Here is a 17,718-nt window from a genome sequence, read left to right on the forward strand (position 1 = left end):
CGCGGCAACGACCCAAAGTTAGTTCCAGGCGCTCGTCGAACCGAGTTGCGAGGCAATGATATGACGGCTGAAAACGAAGGACAAAGTACCGAGATTCGTGAATTCAAGGTTTGGCAATGCCTTCTGTGCGGATTCACGTATGACGAGGTTGAAGGTCTACCGAGCGAAGGGATCGCGCCCGGTACTCGTTGGGAAGACATTCCGGAAGATTGGGTATGTCCCGAGTGCTCGGCGAAGAAAGGCGATTTTGAAATGGTCGAGATCTGACGGAAGTCAAAAATCGCCATAATCAAACTTCCAATTCATTCCACGCAATGTCGATAGTAAGGTGTCGAGTACGACGTTCTGCCGCTGAATAGCGGTGCGCAGTTGCAGCGGCCCTATCTCACGGTGGTGTGCACTGCTCTTCGCAAGGCTCTTTCGAAACGTCAAGAGCTCCGTGCGACTATTTCCACGGAGCTTCGGGCGTGTTGCTTTCTACGGGACTGATTGTTCAGCATGGTCTCGTGATGGAACGCCTGCTCAACAGACCGCCTTCCGAATCAACTCCTGTGCAGTTCCCGAAGTCGCGTCTCATGAAATGTAACGAAGGCGCCGACTTACGGGTTGATCGGCGCTGGCCTTCTCGTCAACCCAGCGCACAGCATTCTTCTGTAACTCACGTCCCCGACTTCGCCGCCTCCGCAAGCTTTCGTCCGGTTGTGGAATAGCGCGGTTCGCAATCTACCGGGGCACTAATCGCATTCATGGCGCTCGAGGTAAAGCACAAGAAGCGTCGGGCTGTTGGCCCGTTGTGGATAGATGCTCTCGCAGGGCCGCACAGGCCGGGTCTCGCGAAAATTACTCGCCGCCCCAAAGTTGGGCAACCAGTTCGCCGGCTGCCTGCACAGCGTTCAGCCGCGATGACCGGGATCACCTATAGCTGATCTGCGATTTCTGGCAGCGAACGCTCGTTGTGAACGGGCATCCAGGATGTCGACGATATACGCCGCACGCGCAATTTCGAAGTCGATGGTGCGTTCGTGTCGAGTCATTTCGGGGATCGACGGCGCGCTCGCGTCCTTGCGAACGCTACCCAAAGTCGTCGTTGCTGCCGTCTTTTGCTGCACGGCGATGATCGGTGGTGGCTTCCGGCGTGGTGACGAAGCGTTGATGAGGCATGCGCTCGGTGAACCGTGTGATTCTTGTTGGCAGACTGTTCAATGGAGAGGCGACTGCGGCCGAAACTGGCATTCTTCGCGCAATCGCGATCTTAGCGAGTGAGATGACGCACAAAATGTCGATGCTGGGCGCCGATGCGGTCAGTTAACGCGGGCTGCTCATCGATTTGCAGGTGCACGGATGCAGCACGGTGAGGCTTTGGTCACATCCCCAACCACCTCCGAAAAAGAACGCCCGCCTCTTTGGCGGGCAATTGAGAGGGCACGGGTGTGGCAAGCCCAAAGTCAACAGCAGGGCGAGGGGTGCCAGATAGCAACCTCATGCCAATTCCGAAACAGCGAATTATCGCGGGCTCGCCTCCAACCAGTGACAATCAAGTCTATCGGAACCACCCGCGCGCCGACGGACCCGTTGCTCGATTGCCGGTCGCAGTGAAATCGGCAGGGCAATGCAGTGCGTGGATCAACGGCGGCTGGACGACTCGTACGTGCAACCAGGGGGTGTGACAGTCTAATCTTCGACCGCGTTGGTCTTCCGGGCGTCGATGCCTCTCGTGTCGGACGCTAACTGGGCAAAAATGAAAGCAGATGACATCGTGATTAACCCGACGCACACGAACGTAGAGTGAAACACGGGTAGAGCTTGAGGCTGCAGATGCTTTGAAAATACGTTTCCAAACATCGCTAGCATCGCGCCCGCCACTGTCACCCCGAGGCTCATGGACAGCATTTGGGTGAGCGAGAACAGACTATTCCCACTGCTTGCGCCGACAGTATCCAAGTCCTTCAAGGTGAGCGCATTCATCGCAGTAAATTGGTTTGAATTGACCGCGCCAAAGAACGCAAGCTGTAGGAGTCGGACCCATAGCGGCTGCTGCGGGTCAACGAAGGCGAAGCTCGCCATGCTCAGTCCGGCAAGAACTGTATTGGAGACAAGGACCGTACGGTAGCCATACGCTGTAATCATCGCAACGATGACTCGTTTTGACGCGATTCCAGCTGCTGCCACGGGTAGCATCATCAAGCCCGCATGAAATGGTGTGTATCCAAGAGCCACTTGCAAGAACAGCGGCAGCAAGTATGGCATCGCTCCGCCGCCGATGCGAGCAAACAGGTTCCCAAGAAGACCGATCTTGAATGTTGGGATTTTGAGTAGGGTCAGCGGGAGAAGCGACGCTGGATTATCTGTGGAGTGCAGCGCATAGGATACGAGGAACGCGAATGCCAAGATTAGCAAAACCAATACGGAGGCTCTTTGTAGGCCGAGCTCCGCAAGTCCATCTAGCGCGATGGTTAGGGACAGCATGGCGAGCACTAGAAGAATGTATCCCTTGAAGTCAAATCGCGTCACAATCGGCTGGGGCTTCCCGATCATGAAGAAAAAGCATCCGATGCAGCCGATTGCGCCGATTGGTACGTTGATGAGGAATATCCAATGCCATGAGGCGACGTCAGTAAGCCATCCGCCCAGGGTCGGGCCGAGCAGCGGACCCACTAGTCCAAGGACTGCTAGCGAACTCAATGCCGGCAGGTACCGTTCCCGTGGAAAATTGCGCAGTATTGCCAGCCGTCCAACCGGCAGCAGCATCGCCCCCCCCACTCCTTGAACGACTCGCGCAGACACCAGCTGCCATAGCGCACGGGAGTTTGCGCACATCAAAGAGCCGACGGTAAAGATGATGATCGCAGCGAGGAAGACTCTACGCGTTCCAAATCGGTCCGCGAGAAACCCGGAAGCGGGAATCACGAGCGCCATTGTCAGCGAGTAAGCAATCACGACGGATTGCATGTGGAGCGGAGCTTCTCCGAGACTGCGGGCAATCGAAGGCAATGCGGTGTTGACGATCGTCGTGTCGAGCGTCTGCATGAAAAAGCCGGTTGCAACTAGCCACAGTGTCATTGTGACTTTTCGTGCGCTTGTTTTGTCGAGTTCGACCGTTTGTGAGCCAATCGAGTTATCGCTCATCAGATACTGTTCCGGTTATCGAATCGGTGAAGTCGGCGTTTGGGACATGACCAGAGAGCAGCGTTCTGCCGTGGCGCAGCGGGAGTGCGAGAGAAGGAGCGCTTGATGAGGCAGGCGATGACCTGCATCGACGGTGAGGTTGTCGCCGCCGAAGGCCGACTGGAGCGTCGAAGCCCCATGGAACATGCAGGGAGCAGACCACGTCTTTGTAATGGAAAACCACTGAAACTGGTGTGGCCCAAATTATTACTCGTTTCGGAAAGCCGGGTTACGGCCCCTGCGTGAGGAAGCAGGGGCGCAAGTCTGACTTGACTTAGCGTTCCTCCTGCGGGTATTGCAGGACCAGCGCTTCCAGACCTTTATCGCCCGCCCGGATGTCGAACTTCTCTTCGCTAGGTTCCACCACGACCATTGACCACAGCGGCAGTTCTTCGTCGTTGTGCAACAGAGTGCCGTTCCCAACGAGCACGTAATAGCCGCCCGCTGCTTTCGGATCGGGTCCGGGGACGCTCATACCTGCGCCGAGGCGAACGACCTGGGCATGCATGCCGTCACTCGAGTCCTCAAGCAATGTCTCCCAGACTGCCTCTTTTCTTGCTGCAAGCACAGGTTCGATAGAGAAACGAACAGGCTCTGACGTGAGATGGCGACGCTTGCTCGGTTCAAGGCGGTCCCTGTAGCCGGGTTTATCAAGATACACGGGCTCCGAGTTGCCTGTGTACATGCGCATTGCAACGAACGAAAGCCCTTGAGGGCCGGCGACGATCGGGCCGTAAGCGGTGTGGTGATCCTTGAATTGAACCGTCAGAGGCTCCAAAACCTGTTTGCGGGCGCCCAAGGTACCCGATCCCGCGATGAAGCATTGGAACATCGTCACCCCGTGGAAGTGGGAGACAACGGATTCGTGGGGATTGAGTTCCGACATCGTCGCCTGCGGCCCAGCGCCCGCGCTGTTCGAACTGCGAGGCCCAAAGAAGACGGTGCCCCAGTGCTCGTTACCCGTGCCGGGCGAAACCACGACGTTGCGATTTGCGAGAGCGTCTGTGCCGCTTCGTGTGTAAATCATCAGAAATCTCCTTGTGTCTAACCACTGCCTGCAGGGTCGGTGTGTCGGATGGATCGCGGTCTCGTCGGCTGCTTTAGCGATCACAGGTGCATCCTATCATGGGTTTTGATAAGTAGCATGGGTTCCGTTGATCGGAACAGATGACCCGCTAAGCGCGATATGCGAGGAGGTGGCTGTTTCGGTCGTTGTAGCGACGTGTCAGGGGTTTGTGTTTCATTGAGCGAAACCAATTCCATTTTTTGTTGACGTGGCAGTTTTCCAGGAATAGAGTTCAGTCAACCAGCGGTACATCGATGACGCGTCGTGACCGTGCAATTTTTTCGTTTCAATCCGAGCGGCATCTAGCTCAAGCCCGAGATTTATTGACCTATGAACTCCTTCAAACATTTATTTGAACCCCGATCCGTCGCAGTCGTGGGTGTGTCGGACGACGCGGCTCGCCCCGGTTCACAAACCGTCCGAGCGTTGCTCAAGAATGGGTTCGCGGGACAAATTTATCCAGTCAACCCCAAGTACGAGCAGTTCGAAGGGTTGAAGTGCTACCCGGCAGTCGATCAGATTGACGGACCGGTGGATCTCGTCGTTATTGGTGTGCCCGCAAAAGGTGTACTGGCGGTTCTCGAGCAAAGCGCTGCCAAGAAGATCCCGTTCGCTGTTGTGTTGAGCGGTGGCTTCCGTGAGAGCGGTCCGGAAGGCATCGAGCTGGAAAAGAAGATGCTCGCGATCGCCCGTGAGTCGGGCATGCGTATCATCGGACCGAATTGTCTTGGGTTTGCCAATATTCACTCGAACGTGTATGCCGCATTCGGCAGCATTACGCGTGAGCCGAAGCTCAAGGTAGGATCGGTTTCTCTCGTGACGCAGAGCGGCGGTTTCGGCTATAGCCTCGCTCTTGGGTGCGCCGCCGCCGGTGTGGGTTTTCGCCATGTGATCGCGACAGGAAACGAGACCGACATCGATACCGTTCAGCTTATCGATGCCCTCCTGGACGATCCCGAAACCGAAATCATCGTCGCATATATCGAAGGTACAAGGGATGGACGCGCGCTGCTGGACGTTGGGCGCCGTGCCCTGGCGGCAGGGAAGCCCGTGCTCCTTTGGAAAGGGGGCGTGACGGAGCAAGGCGCTCGCGCGGCAGCCTCTCACACTGCAAGTCTGACAGGCAGCTACGACTTCTATCGCGCGCTTTTCAAGCAGACTGGAATCGTCGAGATCCGGGAGATCCACGAGGCTGTCGACTTTCTGAAGGCGCTTGCCGGTGCGAAGTACCCGTCTGGTGGCGGGGTCGGTGTCATGGGCGTGTCGGGAGGATCGGCAATCGTGTTTGCCGATGCGGGGGAGCCGGAGGGACTCTCCCTGTGCGACCTTAGTGAAAGCACACAAGCACGGCTCAAGGACGTCGTCCCGAATATCGGAGCAGTACACAACCCCATTGACCTGACTGCTGGCTACTTTTCCGCTGCAAACCGTGAAAAGTTGAAGGCGGCGGTTCTTGCCACGCTCGACGATCCATCGGTCCACTCGGTCTGCATCAACCTTGCTACGACCGGCAACGCCGGGAGCGTCGCTGCTGCTGAAGTCTTGGCGGGCATTGCAAGTGAAGCCGGCAAGCCGGTACTTGTCTTCTCTTCAGCTCCCGCAGACCAAATTGCTCCCGCGCTGGAGATCTTCGATCGCGCGAGGATTCCAGTTCTTCCGTCGCCTTCACGTGCGGCCAGAGCGATCGCAATGCTCAAGCGATATGGCGAAGCTAAGATGAAGCTGACTGGCTCAGCGCATGCGTTGGAGGCGGATGACGCTGGAGCTCGAACCAACGGTCTCTCGGACGCAATCAAGAAGGGTAGTTTGTCGGAAATCGAGTCGAAGGAAATTTTGGCTGCAGCAGGCATTCCTGTCACGAAGGATGTCATCGTCGAGGGTGTCGACGGGGCACTTTTCGATACGCTGAAGGGTCCTTTGGTCGTAAAAATTGTCTCCCCCGACATTCCGCACAAGACCGAAGTCGGTGGCGTTAAGGTGGGGTTGCGCACGCGAGAAGAACTCGAATCGTCGATCGCAGAGGTGCTTGAGAATGCGCGAACACACGCACCGGCGGCGCGCATTGAAGGCGTGTTGGTTTCTGAAATGGTTCGGGGTGGCTTCGAGCTGATCGCTGGCGTCGTGAATGATGAGGTGTTCGGCCCCGTGGTTGTGGTCGGGGCGGGAGGCATTTATACCGAGCTTCTTCGAGATTCCGCTTGCCGCCTCGCGCCCTTTGACGTGAAAACTGCTCGCGAGATGGTTGACGAACTGCAATGCCGACGGATCATGGACGGCGCGCGCGGATCCGCTGCCCTTGATGTCGAAGCGGTGGCCCAGGCTCTTTCGGCCCTTTCCCGCTTTGCGTGGGACAACCGAGGCATCGTGAAAGAGGTCGACGTTAATCCCCTTTTCGTGCTCACGCAAGGTGTGGTCGCAGCCGACGCCTTGATCATTCCATCCACCACGGGCAACGCGTAAGCGGCGACGCAAATACACTCCAGTTAGTAAAAGGTAAATCTGTCATGAGTGAGGGTCAAGTTTTTTCGGACACCTTCCCAGTCCTCTTCAAACCGCTGGACCGTACCCTGGACGTGCGATCTGAGCAGACCATTCTCGAGGCCGCTCTAAGCGCCGGATATCCGCTGCCCTACAGCTGTAAAAGCGGTGTGTGTGGGTCGTGTAAGGCGCGGGTGGTCGACGGAGAGTTAGACCCTGGTATGGCTCAATCGGCAACGCTTACGCAAGCGGAAATCGACGAGGGCTACACGCTGCTCTGCCAATCTAAACCACGTTCTGCGTTGACCGTCGAATGCAACGTGGTTCCGGTGGTGGAGGGCTATCCGGTGCGCAAGTTGGCCTGTCGAGTGGATCGCCTTGAGCGGCTAGCAGACGACGTAATGCGGATTCGTCTGCGACTTCCGGTCAATCAGAGTCTGGCGTTCTTGCCCGGGCAGTACATCAACATCGCCATTCCAGGTGGTATCCGTCGGAGCTTGTCTATCGCCAACTCGCCCGATGACGCGGGGTTCGTTGAGCTGCATCTGCGCAATTACGACGGGCCATTCAGTCGGCACGTGTTCGGAAAGATGGCAGAGAACGACCTTCTCAGATTCGAAGGGCCGCTCGGTACCTTCTTCATCCGCGAAGCTACCGAGAAGCCGATCATTTTCGTTGCGAGCGGGACGGGGTTCGCGCCTATCAAATCGATGATCGAGCAAGAGGTTCGCAAGGGTCACGGCCGTCCTATGACATTGTACTGGGGTGGCCGGCGGCCGAAGGACCTCTATTTGCATGACGTTGCCAAAGCTTGGGTAACGGACGTCGGACTCAACTATGTTCCGGTGATATCCGATGCTTCGGCAGAAGACAGCTGGACTGGACGATCCGGGTTCGTGCATCAAGCCGTAATGGAAGACTTTGCCGATCTTTCGCAGCATCAAGTTTATGCATGCGGGGCGCCCATCGTTGTTCAATCAGCCCGCAAGGACTTCATTAACGAACGCCGTCTGCCAGAAACTGAATTTTTCGCCGACATCTTTGTGTCAGGCGCAACGCCGGCGGCCTGAGGCCACCCGAGCGAAAGAAACATATGGAGATGCAATGATGCAAAGTGTCAGTCCTGCTTCAGCGACTATCGCTGTGGACGTCGAGCAGCGAAATGCTCAGATCTGGATCACGATAAGCCGCGCCGAGAAAGCAAATGCGATGACGGTCGCAATGGTGGAGCGCATGACTTCCGCAATTGCCGAGGCGGGCAGCAATCCTGACGTGCAAACAATTCTATTGACAGGTGCTGGAACCCGCGTGTTTAGCGCTGGGGTGGATGTGCGCGAAAAGCCAGTGGACGGAGACCAGGCGGGCCAACGTGAGCGCCGCTCCCACGCGTTGGCATCGTTGCAGGACGCGGTCATGAACTGCCCGAAGCCGGTGATTACGGTCCTTAACGGCACCGCAAGCGGAGCCGGAGCAATGCTCGCGCTTCTGTCAGACGCCTGTGTTGCCGCCGACGAAGCAGAACTGACGCTGCCCGAGATCAATCTGAGCATCCCCACGTTCTCCGGGGCGAACATTCTTGAAGTGATCGGAGGTCGGGCCCTCGCATTGGATCTTATTCAGACGGGCAGGCGTATGCCGGCGCGGGAGGCTCTGAGTCGTGGTTTGATCACGAGCGTCGTCCCACCTAGTGAGTTGCAATCGGCCGCCGAGGTCGTCGCCGAAGGGCTCGGGTCTAAGGATCCTCACGCCTTCGCGGCGAACAAGCGCTGGATCAACCGCTCGCTCAAAAAAGCTTTGAACGAGGCGCGAGAGGAGCACGCGCGGCATCGACAGAAGGTTGCGAAGTAGGTAACGACCGCCGACCGTTCTTAATAGTTGGCGACACGCGACGAATGGACTGTAGAAACGTGCCTTGGCAAGGAGACTAAATGGCGGACCTCGAGCTTGAAAGAACTGACCGTGTACTCGTCGCACGACTGAATCGACCCGAAAAGAAGAACGCCCTTAGCGAGGAAATGCTGGAGGTCCTTCGCAACGCCCTAAAAGAAGCAAATGAGGATAGCGATATCGGCTGTTTCGTAATTACTGGGGCTGGAGACGCGTTCTGTTCCGGGGGCGATCTCGGACGACGTGCGGCCGAAAGTGCAACTGGAGACCTGACGCCACTTGATCGAAAGCTCCGTTTGCAGAAGGTTACGCATCAGGTAGCGTTGGCTGTCGAGGAATTCGAGAAGCCTTTGATTGCTGCTGTCAACGGCGCAGCGGTCGGGGCGGGAATGGACCTATCCCTAATGTGCGACATGCGTTTCGCAGGGACTTCGGCTCGATTCTCAGAGGGGTACGTGAAGGTCGGCCTCATTCCTGGAAACGGCGGCTGTTACTTCTTACCTCGACTCGTTGGGCCCGCGAGAGCGCTTGAGTTGCTGTGGACGGGAGACTTCGTTTCTGCAGACGAAGCACTGAAGGTCGGCCTCGTCAATCGTGTCTTCAATGATGCGGATCTCTTTCAAGAAACGCTTACTTTCGCTACGCGCCTGGCCGAGGGGCCGCCTATTCAGATTCGCGACATCAAGAAGCTAATGTATCAGTCGCTACGTACCGATCTGCGCACGAGCCTCGAGTCCGTGGCAGCTCACATGGCGGTCATCCAATCCACGAACGACTACAGAGAAGCAATCTCCGCGTTTAAGGAGAAGCGCAAGCCGAAGTATCGAGGAAGCTAATCGCTCCCGCATTACGCATCGCTCTCCATTTCGACTCATGCGATGACTCGCCGCGTGTCCGACGCTGGTTCATCTCGACGTCGGTACGCGTGGGGAGCTGGACCTGAGCGACTCACCTCGTCCGTTTCGCCGTCGCGCGAAACCGGCGCGCGTTCGAACACTCGACGCGGCTTTCATAATACGAAACGGCCTTCCTATGGGCGCAGCTAGGCGTTCATGGTCGGAGAGAGGATCGCCGCCCTCTCGAAGCTGAACGCTCGCTAACCGGTCGCGTCCCGCTCTCGCGAGCGCTTGCCGACAGCGCATGCGGTCCCTCGTGCAATCTGCCGCCAACATTGTCGTAACCGCCAGCGAGGTCGCGTTAGTCCCACGACGCTTGCTGACAACCGTAGCGCGGCAGACCTCCTAGGCTTATTCGACATCTCGGGCCCTGATTCGGCCTAGCCAAAACAAATCGACGAGCTTCATGTTCCAATGAATGAAACTTGTACCAATCAACGAAATTGGTTGTAGACTAAAGTCACGACAGGATAGACGTCGCGGCGGAGTCGGTGCCGGGAAAGGAACTCGACCGGATTCGTTGGATTGCAGATGTGGGACGAGGCGTCGGATGAAGTTTCCTCTAACGCCGACGGTGAGGAACAGGCGAGGAGTTGATGATGAAAACGGACGGGCAGTCATTACGCTGGTTGGTTCACAAATGGTTTGGCTCAGCGCCGGCAAGTGGGATCCGGGTCACTCGAACCATACCGGTGAAATCGAATCCGTTTCGAGGCGTTTGCGTCGAGACGACTCAGTCGGACCGAGACCTCGTCATTTTCTTCTTCCGTCACGACGACGGTTCGTGGAGCGTCCTTCCCCCATCTGCAAGGCGCCCGATGTTCAGTCTGTGTGTCTGAGCCAGCCGTGATTTAAGAGCTTCGCATTGCTTGAGCGAAGGATTCAAACCGCGAAAACGTCAATAACGAACAAGCCTCGCTGTTGGTACGAACAAAGCAGGTTTCGCGTGCGTCGCGGTAAGAGTTGCGTGTTTGTGAAGACGTGTTGCCTCGATCCTAGTTTTGATCAAAAACCCCGAGGCCTACGCTGAAAAAAATGTAAGTCGGAGCGAGACGATGATAGATGTGCTTGTGATTGGAGGTGGCAACGCAGCCCTTTGCGCTGCCCTGATGGCGCGAGAAGCGGGTGCTTCAGTTCTCGTGCTTGAGGCCGCGCCAAAGGAGTGGCGTGGAGGGAATTCTCAACACACGCGTAACCTGCGCTGCATGCACGACGCACCCCAAGACGTGCTAGTCGATGCTTATCCCGAAGAAGAGTATTGGCAGGACCTTCTCAAGGTTACTGGTGGGTTGACCGATGAGAAACTCGCCCGAATCGCAATCAAAGCTTCGTCGAACTGTCGAGACTGGATGCGTGGACATGGGGTTCGATTCCAGCCACCGCTGTCTGGAGCCTTGCACGTCGCGCGAACTAACGCCTTCTTCATGGGCGGCGGTAAGGCGTTGGTGAACGCTTACTACCGTAGCGCGGAAGCGCTCGGCGTTCAAATTCGCTACAACGCGCCAGTTGATTCGATCGAGCTCGATGGCGAGCGCTTCGTGGCTGCTCGAATTGGCTCTGAGCGCATTGAGGCACGTACTTGCGTGCTCGCCGCTGGCGGATTTGAATCGAATCGCGAGTGGCTGCGGGACGCGTGGGGGCAAGTGAACGGTCAGTGGATCGCAGATAACTTCCTGATCCGGGGTACCCGCTTCAACATGGGAACCTTGCTCAAATTCATGATTGACGCGGGTGCCGATACTATCGGAGATCCGTCGCAATCGCATTGTGTGGCTATCGATGCGCGAGCGCCGCTTTACGATGGAGGCATCTGCACAAGAGTTGATTGCGTTTCGCTTGGAGTCGTCCTCAATCGAGACGGAGACCGTTTCTACGACGAAGGCGAAGATTTTTGGCCTAAACGCTATGCGATCTGGGGACGCCTCGTTGCTCAGCAACCTGGGCAAATCGCATATTCAGTGATCGATTCGAAGGCTGTGGGGCGATTTATGCCCCCTGTCTTTCCTGGCACTCGAGCTCATGCGCTCCCTGAACTTGCCCGTGCGATGAAGATTGATGAAGCGCGGTTCATGAACACGATCGAGTCATATAACGCGGCGTGTCGCGTAGGGACGTTCAACCATGCCGTTCTTGACGACTGCCATACCGAGAATCTAACGCCCCCAAAAACGCACTGGGCACAACCTCTCGACAAACCTCCGTACTACGCCTACGCGTTGCGCCCAGGCATCACGTTTACCTACCTGGGGCTGAAGACTGACCCCCGCGCGGCCGTCTACTTCGACGGAACCCCGTCCGAAAATCTCTTCGTAGCAGGGGAGATGATGGCGGGCAACGTCCTCGGGAAAGGATATACGGCGGGGGTCGGTATGGCTATCGGCACCGCATTTGGCCGCATCGCAGGTACTCAGGCTGCACTCGCGGCAAGAAACGTGAAAGGGAAACATGACCATGCAATCGCTTGAAGCTTTGGCTCGAGAGGCATCTGCGCTCGCTAAGAACGAAATCATCGTTCGATCTGCTCTGTCGGAGCAAGAGAACGAAGTAAGCAGAATCATGCAGATTTGCAACGCTTGTCGCTACTGCGAGGGCTTTTGCGCCGTTTTCCCGGCTATGACTCGCAGGCTGGAATTCGATCGCTCTGACGTGCATTTTTTGGCCAATCTCTGCCACAACTGCGGTGCGTGCCTTCATTCCTGCCAATACGCACCGCCGCACGAGTTTGCAGTAAACGTGCCCAAAGCGATGGCACAAGTCCGCTTGACTACCTACGTCGACTACGCGTGGCCCTCCGCGTTCGGACGGCTTTACAAGCGTAACGGGCTGACGGTGTCGGCCGCGCTCGCGGGTGGTTTGGCGCTTTTCCTCGTGCTCGGGATGTACATGACGGCGGGATCGGTGCCTGCCGCTGGTGCGAATTTTTACGCAGTTTTTCCGCACAATCTGCTGGCATTGATGTTCGGCGTTGTCTTTGCCTTTGCAGCGCTAGCGCTGGGCATCGGAGTGAGACAGTTCTGGAGAAACGAAAATCCCGGCGCACCGTCAATGTCTGCTGCGTCGGAAACCGCCGGTGATGTATTGAGCCTTCGCTATCTTGGTGGTGGTCATGGAGATGGATGCAACAACGAGGACGACGCGTATACACTCGCACGCAGGCGTTTCCATCACTTTACCTTCTATGGATTTTTACTGTGCCTCGCCTCGACGTGCGTTGCGACCGCCTACCACTATCTCTTCAGGTGGGAGGCGCCATATGCACTTAGCAGCCTTCCGGTGTTTCTTGGATCGTTCGGCGGCATGAGCTTGCTCGCCGGAACCAGCGGCCTCTTTGTTCTTAATTTGAAGCGGCACCCGCTCCATGGAGACCGTGGCCAAAGAAGTATGGATGTCGGTTTCATTGTTCTCCTGTGGTTAACCGCTTTAACCGGTTTGATTCTCCTGGCTCTAAGGGAAACCTCTGTTATGCCCGTATTACTCGCGGTTCATCTCGGGGTAGTCATGGCTCTTTTCGCGACCCTTCCATACGGAAAATTCGCACATGGAATCTTCCGCACGGCGGCTTTACTGAAATGGGCAATTGAGAAGAGAAAGCCGTCGACCCTGTTGGTTGAAGATTGATGAAAGTTGTAGGTTAGCTAATGAACTAGGTGTGCCACGTCGATCGATTGGGAGTGCCACTCCACTAATCAGATTCGACATTCAAATGAGTGTGAATTATTCAATTACAGGAGACTGAGTGTCTTACGGGCAAGTGATGTTGTTAAAACATCGCAAGAATCGACCCGAAGTCCTCAAACAAATCATGCCCCTCAAGAAATTCCATCTGCGCGCTCCGAGCGTGAGAGGTCGTAGCCGTAGCCCCTTATCAATGACGCTCGGTCGTTGCCGAACCGCCTTCCGATCTATTTTGGTCGACGCTGCGGCCGGAAGCGTGTGCGATGCCGTTGTGCACTTCGACGGCATCGCCGCGTACCAGCTCTTTCTAGCGGACTTCCAGACATCCAAGAATTCGCTGGGTCTGGAGGCGTGAAACGGTAGCTCGATCGGCGCGTAACGGCGCTTAGAAATATATAAAAGGAGGCGTGATGTTCGGAAAAAGCCTAAACAGGGATGTCGTTGGAGGCGTCTTGATGTTTGGCATTGGGATTGCAGTAGCAATACATTCAATGTCGTTACATCTAGGTTCACTCAGCCAGATGGGTCCAGGGTATTTCCCATTTGCGCTTGGTGCCATCCTGACCGTAGTCGGACTTGCGATCGCTGTGCAGGGTCGTCTCTCGCCGCCTGCTGAAGAAGAGAAAGAACAGCACGGTGCGGAGTGGAAGGCCTGGTTTCTCATATGCCTCGGTGTGATGGCATTCGTTGTCCTAGCAAGGTATTTGGGACTCGTTGTCGCGACCTTCGCGGTCGTATTTATTTCAGCGCTCGGTGATCGAAAGAACACGTGGAGATCCGCTGCGCTTCTCGCCATCGCGCTAGTTGGGGTCGCCATTGTGGTCTTCTGGTGGGCGTTGCAAATTCAGTTGCCTTTGTTCAAGTGGGGTTTCGCATGATCGCTCAGACACTTCACGACCTGTGGTTCGGCTTCAGCGTTGCGTTGTTGCCGCAGAACCTATTTTGGTCTTTCTTCGGGGTGCTTGTTGGCAACCTGATTGGTGTGCTTCCCGGGATGGGCGCGCTGTCGGCAATCGCCATGTTGTTGCCGCTCACTTACTCGATGCATGCTGTGCCTGCTCTCTTGATGTTGGCAGGGATCTTTTACGGCTCGCAGTATGGCGGCGCGCTTGGTGCGATCTTGCTTAACCTTCCTTCCCATCCGCCGCATGCGGTGACATGCATTGATGGGTATCCGATGACCAAGCAGGGAAAGGGTGGTACGGCGCTCGGCATCACGATGGTTGCATCGTTCTTTGCGGCCTCGGTCGGCATTATCGTCATGATCTTTGCCTCCCCATTGCTTGTAAAAGTCGCCTTTGAATTTGGGCCGACCGAAATTGTTTCGATCATGATGCTCGGACTTATCGCCGGCTCGACGATGGCACGCGGTTCAAAACTAAAGGGAATCGCGATGACGGTCTTCGGGCTTCTTTTGGGCATTGTCGGTACGGATGTCAATACTGGTATCCAACGCTTCACCTTCGGCTTTACAGAGCTTTCGGACAAAATTGAACTCGTGGCTCTTGCGATGGGTCTCTTCGGCGTTGCCGACTTCATGCTCAGTGTCAATCGAGTCGCATTCATCGGTACGCAGGCCAAAGTTCGTTTTCGCGATATGCGGCCATCGGTCAAGGAATTGAAGCAGGCGTTTTGGCCTATGGTACGCGGAACGTGCGTTGGTACCTTGTTCGGCGCGATGCCAGGCACGGGGCCGACCATCACAACGTTCATTGCGTATGCTTTAGAGAGAAAAGTGGCGAAGGATCCTAATCGGTTCGGGCAAGGCGCAATCGAAGGGGTGGCGAGTCCCGAAGCGTCCACGCACGCAAAAACGCAGGTTGACTTCATTCCAACGATGACCCTTGGTATTCCCGGCGACGCCGTGATGGCATTGCTCCTTGGGGCGTTGCTGATTCAAGGGTACCAGCCGGGTCCGCAACTCATCACTGAACATGCGGATCTGTTCTGGGGACTGATTGCCAGCTTCTGGATCGGAAACGTGCTTCTCCTGATCTTGAACGTGCCGCTGATTGGAATCTGGGTGAAGCTGCTTCAGGTTCCGTACCGGCTGATGTATCCGTCGGCGTTGTTCTTTATTGCGATCGGGGTCTATAGCACGAACAATAGCCTGTTCGAAGTTGCCGAGGTCCTCGTTTTCGGTATCATCGGAGCCATACTGTTAGCACTCAAATTCCCAGTTGCGACGATCTTGTTGGGGTACGTACTTGGCCCAATGGTCGAAGAGAACTTTCGACGTGCGCTGCTGCTTTCAAGAGGCGATATGGGGATCTTCATTGAGCGACCCATCAGCGCGGCGTTCATGTCTGCCTGTATGCTGCTTATCGTTGGTCAAGCGTACTTCGCATGGCGCGGTGCAAGAAAGAAGAAGGGTCCGCTGGCGGACGCCGACAAACAGGCCCCGTCTCTGTCAAATACTGTTGTAGCCGAGGACTAGTCTAAGCTTCGGAATTTCAATTAGAAGCGATGGCCGCCGTTCGTTCTCTGTAACGTAGAGTCAAGCGCGCGACCGCGAAAAAGTCCTCTCAGGGGTGGGGCGCCGACCGTGTCATGGGGGAGGCGCCCTCTTTTTTTTGAGCAACGTCTAAGTACTAGTAATGGGAGTTGCGATGCCAGCGGTATGGGGATCATCGACGAAGTAGATGTGGATCATTTACCTCTGTAATTCAGAGGGTGGGCGCGAGCCTCAATGTGGTACCAGCGCACTCTGACTCTTGTGAAGGCTTAGATCGTTGTCCCAACTCCGTGCGGTCTACCGTTCAGAAACGCCGCTCCAGTTGCCAGACGATTCTTCACCAATTAGTCCACTTCGTACGAGGTTAATAGTGGGCTTTTATGCGCCTCTCATATGCAATGTGGGAGGAATTTTTTTGGAGAAAGCGTCGTTGGACGTGGCTCTGTATCGCGGAGCCACCTGTGCTGTTGTACCATACGGCATCACAGAAACATTCGAACGGAACTTCATCCTATGATGCGCTCGGTGGAACGGATTTTGGCGGTTTTCGAGAGTTTCAGCACTGAACGAAGCAGTCTATCGCTCCAGCAGATCTCTGACCGCATTGAGCTGCCGAAGTCGACGACGTTTCGTATCGTCCAGAGCTTGGAGCAGGCAGGTTACCTCGTGCGATTGGAGGACCAGCAGTACTGTCTTTCGTTCCGGTTTACGCGCCTCGCAGGCCTTGTGAAAAGTACGCTCGGTATCCGCGAGATTGCGCGACCGTTCATGACTGATCTTGCAGAGAAGACGAAAGAGACGGTCTCGCTGCATACAGTGTCCGGACGTAACCGAATCTGTATCGAATCGATATCGACTGTTATGGCGCCATTGAGGGCGGTCGTTCAAGCAGGCGAGCAGATCCCGCTGCAGGCTGGCTCTGGGTCAAAGGTGCTGATGGCTTATATGCCGAAGGCTGAGCTCACTCCGTTACTTGCGAGCGTGGGTAAGGCGTCAAAGCAAACTAAAGCTGAGCTCCTTGCGGAGCTTGAGCGGGTTCGCGAAGCTGGGTTTGCTGTGTCGCATGGGGAACGACTGATGGGAATTTCGGCGATCTCCGCCCCAATCACGGATGTCAATGAAGAGGTGCATTATTGCCTGTCCGTAGGCGCGCCTACGGTTCGAATGCAGATGCATGAGAAGGAGTTTGTGAAGCTGGTTGTGGACGCCGCGGCGAGCATCTCGCGGCAATTCGGGGGGCAGGCCGAACTGTCTGTGCCGATTGACGAGCCCTGAGCGTCCACGTATTCGTTTCTGACTTAGAACAATGAGCTAACCATCCCACCATCCACCGGCACCGTTGCACCGGTGATGAAACCTGCTTGCATCGACGCGAGAAAAGTGACCACCCCCGTAAGTTCTTGCTGAGTTCCCATGCGCCCCAGTGGCGTAAGCTTCTTTCGTGCTGCGGCCTGTTCTGGAGTGTACGCTGCGGAACCCGCGCGGTGAGGCGTTTCGATCAGTGCGGGCGCCACGCAGTTGACCGTGATGCCTTTCGTTCCCACTTCGTTGGCCAAGTGCTTCATATAGGCTGTCACGCCCGCCCTGAAGACGGTCGAGAGACTGTGGTGCGGCATTGGCGCCTTTACAGACGCAGAGGTGACGGCGATGATTCGCCCCCAACCCCTCGTCATCATCTGCGGCGTAAGCTGACTCACCACCTGGATCGTCCCCCACAGCTGGCTTTGATACGCCTCGGTCCATCGTTCCTCTTCGGTCTCTTCGACCGTGGCGCGGATGGGGTTTGGTGGCCGACCAGTGTTGAGGACGGCGATGTCCACGCCTGAAAATTCGGTTTGCAGCCTTCGCACAAGGTTGTCGACATCACTGCGAGAGAGCATGCTGCCCCGAATCGCGAGCGCTCGGACGCCATGCTGTGCCTCAATTTCCTGCGCTATTGCCTGCAGCTTGTCCGCAGAGCGCGCGAAAAGCGCCAGATTGACCCCCTCGGCGGCTAGCGCATGTGCAATGTTTCGACCCATTCCCCCGCTCGAGGCGGTGACCAATGCTGTTTTGCCGCGTATTCCCAAATCCATAATCAGCTTGCCTCAGGTGTA

At 56.3% G+C, this 17,718-nt stretch carries 15 protein-coding genes; 11 read left to right on the forward strand and 4 right to left on the reverse strand.

Annotated features, from left to right (window positions below; translation table 11 throughout):
* Nucleotides 1-60 precede the first annotated feature (60 nt).
* Entirely contained in the window at nucleotides 61-267 is a 207-nt protein-coding gene (locus NOV72_RS10290; protein WP_106854484.1) for a rubredoxin, read from the forward strand.
* A 626-nt stretch (nucleotides 268-893) separates the two neighbouring features.
* Here NOV72_RS10290 and NOV72_RS32240 read toward each other — a convergent pair.
* From NOV72_RS32240 to NOV72_RS10300, 3 genes are all read right to left on the reverse strand, one after another.
* Nucleotides 894-1,109, reverse strand: coding sequence for a hypothetical protein (locus NOV72_RS32240; protein WP_181290967.1), 216 nt, complete (start codon nucleotides 1,107-1,109; stop codon nucleotides 894-896).
* Nucleotides 1,110-1,671: 562 nt separating this feature from the next.
* Nucleotides 1,672-3,126, reverse strand: a complete 1,455-nt coding sequence (mdtD, locus tag NOV72_RS10295) for a multidrug transporter subunit MdtD (RefSeq protein WP_106854485.1) — start codon at nucleotides 3,124-3,126, stop codon at nucleotides 1,672-1,674.
* A gap of 313 nt (nucleotides 3,127-3,439) precedes the next feature.
* The gene (locus tag NOV72_RS10300; protein WP_245932978.1) at nucleotides 3,440-4,192 is read right to left on the reverse strand and encodes a hypothetical protein; all 753 of its coding nucleotides are present in this window, start codon (nucleotides 4,190-4,192) and stop codon (nucleotides 3,440-3,442) included.
* A gap of 369 nt (nucleotides 4,193-4,561) precedes the next feature.
* Between NOV72_RS10300 and NOV72_RS10305 the strand changes: the two genes are divergently transcribed.
* The 10 genes from NOV72_RS10305 (at nucleotide 4,562) to NOV72_RS10350 (ending at nucleotide 16,897) form a co-directional block, all read left to right on the forward strand.
* Complete coding sequence (locus NOV72_RS10305; protein ID WP_106854486.1) at nucleotides 4,562-6,691, forward strand: acetate--CoA ligase family protein; 2,130 nt, start codon at nucleotides 4,562-4,564, stop codon at nucleotides 6,689-6,691.
* Nucleotides 6,692-6,735: 44 nt separating this feature from the next.
* Nucleotides 6,736-7,779, forward strand: a complete 1,044-nt coding sequence (locus tag NOV72_RS10310) for a CDP-6-deoxy-delta-3,4-glucoseen reductase (RefSeq protein WP_106854487.1) — start codon at nucleotides 6,736-6,738, stop codon at nucleotides 7,777-7,779.
* A gap of 34 nt (nucleotides 7,780-7,813) precedes the next feature.
* The gene (locus tag NOV72_RS10315) at nucleotides 7,814-8,557 is read left to right on the forward strand and encodes an enoyl-CoA hydratase/isomerase family protein (protein WP_245932979.1); all 744 of its coding nucleotides are present in this window, start codon (nucleotides 7,814-7,816) and stop codon (nucleotides 8,555-8,557) included.
* An 80-nt stretch (nucleotides 8,558-8,637) separates the two neighbouring features.
* Complete coding sequence (locus NOV72_RS10320; RefSeq protein ID WP_106854488.1) at nucleotides 8,638-9,432, forward strand: enoyl-CoA hydratase/isomerase family protein; 795 nt, start codon at nucleotides 8,638-8,640, stop codon at nucleotides 9,430-9,432.
* 1,115 nt (nucleotides 9,433-10,547) lie between these two features.
* Entirely contained in the window at nucleotides 10,548-11,957 is a 1,410-nt protein-coding gene (gene tcuA / locus NOV72_RS10325) for an FAD-dependent tricarballylate dehydrogenase TcuA (RefSeq protein ID WP_106854614.1), read from the forward strand.
* The gene (gene tcuB / locus NOV72_RS10330; RefSeq protein ID WP_106854615.1) at nucleotides 11,944-13,110 is read left to right on the forward strand and encodes a tricarballylate utilization 4Fe-4S protein TcuB; all 1,167 of its coding nucleotides are present in this window, start codon (nucleotides 11,944-11,946) and stop codon (nucleotides 13,108-13,110) included. The genes tcuA and tcuB overlap by 14 nt, the downstream gene beginning before the upstream one ends.
* A 118-nt stretch (nucleotides 13,111-13,228) precedes the next feature.
* The gene (locus NOV72_RS10335) at nucleotides 13,229-13,522 is read left to right on the forward strand and encodes a hypothetical protein (RefSeq protein WP_146149979.1); all 294 of its coding nucleotides are present in this window, start codon (nucleotides 13,229-13,231) and stop codon (nucleotides 13,520-13,522) included.
* Between the two features lie 55 nt (nucleotides 13,523-13,577).
* Nucleotides 13,578-14,045 carry a tripartite tricarboxylate transporter TctB family protein gene (locus tag NOV72_RS10340; protein WP_106854490.1) on the forward strand — a complete coding sequence of 156 codons (468 nt, stop codon included), beginning with the start codon at nucleotides 13,578-13,580 and terminating at the stop codon, nucleotides 14,043-14,045.
* Nucleotides 14,042-15,604 carry a tripartite tricarboxylate transporter permease gene (locus NOV72_RS10345; protein WP_106854491.1) on the forward strand — a complete coding sequence of 521 codons (1,563 nt, stop codon included), beginning with the start codon at nucleotides 14,042-14,044 and terminating at the stop codon, nucleotides 15,602-15,604. Before NOV72_RS10340 ends, NOV72_RS10345 begins: the two co-directional genes overlap by 4 nt.
* 531 nt (nucleotides 15,605-16,135) lie before the next feature.
* Nucleotides 16,136-16,897, forward strand: coding sequence for an IclR family transcriptional regulator (locus NOV72_RS10350; protein ID WP_106854492.1), 762 nt, complete (start codon nucleotides 16,136-16,138; stop codon nucleotides 16,895-16,897).
* 23 nt (nucleotides 16,898-16,920) lie between these two features.
* Here NOV72_RS10350 and NOV72_RS10355 read toward each other — a convergent pair whose 3' ends face one another.
* Nucleotides 16,921-17,697 carry an SDR family oxidoreductase gene (locus tag NOV72_RS10355; RefSeq protein ID WP_106854493.1) on the reverse strand — a complete coding sequence of 259 codons (777 nt, stop codon included), beginning with the start codon at nucleotides 17,695-17,697 and terminating at the stop codon, nucleotides 16,921-16,923.
* Between the last annotated feature and the right edge of the window lie 21 nt (nucleotides 17,698-17,718).

The sequence above is a fragment of the Caballeronia novacaledonica genome, assembly GCF_900258035.1.
GTDB classification, from domain to species: Bacteria; Pseudomonadota; Gammaproteobacteria; order Burkholderiales; family Burkholderiaceae; genus Caballeronia; species Caballeronia novacaledonica.

Bases quoted from the DNA above. Each gene is read 5' to 3' on its own strand.
- NOV72_RS10290 (WP_106854484.1), top strand. From the start codon at position 61: ATGACGGCTGAAAACGAAGGACAAAGTACCGAGATTCGTGAATTCAAG.
- mdtD (WP_106854485.1), bottom strand. From the start codon at position 3,126: ATGAGCGATAACTCGATTGGCTCACAAACGGTCGAACTCGACAAAACA.
- NOV72_RS10300 (WP_245932978.1), bottom strand. From the start codon at position 4,192: ATGATTTACACACGAAGCGGCACAGACGCTCTCGCAAATCGCAACGTC.
- NOV72_RS10305 (WP_106854486.1), top strand. From the start codon at position 4,562: ATGAACTCCTTCAAACATTTATTTGAACCCCGATCCGTCGCAGTCGTG.
- NOV72_RS10310 (WP_106854487.1), top strand. From the start codon at position 6,736: ATGAGTGAGGGTCAAGTTTTTTCGGACACCTTCCCAGTCCTCTTCAAA.
- NOV72_RS10315 (WP_245932979.1), top strand. From the start codon at position 7,814: ATGATGCAAAGTGTCAGTCCTGCTTCAGCGACTATCGCTGTGGACGTC.
- NOV72_RS10320 (WP_106854488.1), top strand. From the start codon at position 8,638: ATGGCGGACCTCGAGCTTGAAAGAACTGACCGTGTACTCGTCGCACGA.
- tcuA (WP_106854614.1), top strand. From the start codon at position 10,548: ATGATAGATGTGCTTGTGATTGGAGGTGGCAACGCAGCCCTTTGCGCT.
- tcuB (WP_106854615.1), top strand. From the start codon at position 11,944: ATGCAATCGCTTGAAGCTTTGGCTCGAGAGGCATCTGCGCTCGCTAAG.
- NOV72_RS10340 (WP_106854490.1), top strand. From the start codon at position 13,578: ATGTTCGGAAAAAGCCTAAACAGGGATGTCGTTGGAGGCGTCTTGATG.
- NOV72_RS10345 (WP_106854491.1), top strand. From the start codon at position 14,042: ATGATCGCTCAGACACTTCACGACCTGTGGTTCGGCTTCAGCGTTGCG.
- NOV72_RS10350 (WP_106854492.1), top strand. From the start codon at position 16,136: ATGATGCGCTCGGTGGAACGGATTTTGGCGGTTTTCGAGAGTTTCAGC.
- NOV72_RS10355 (WP_106854493.1), bottom strand. From the start codon at position 17,697: ATGGATTTGGGAATACGCGGCAAAACAGCATTGGTCACCGCCTCGAGC.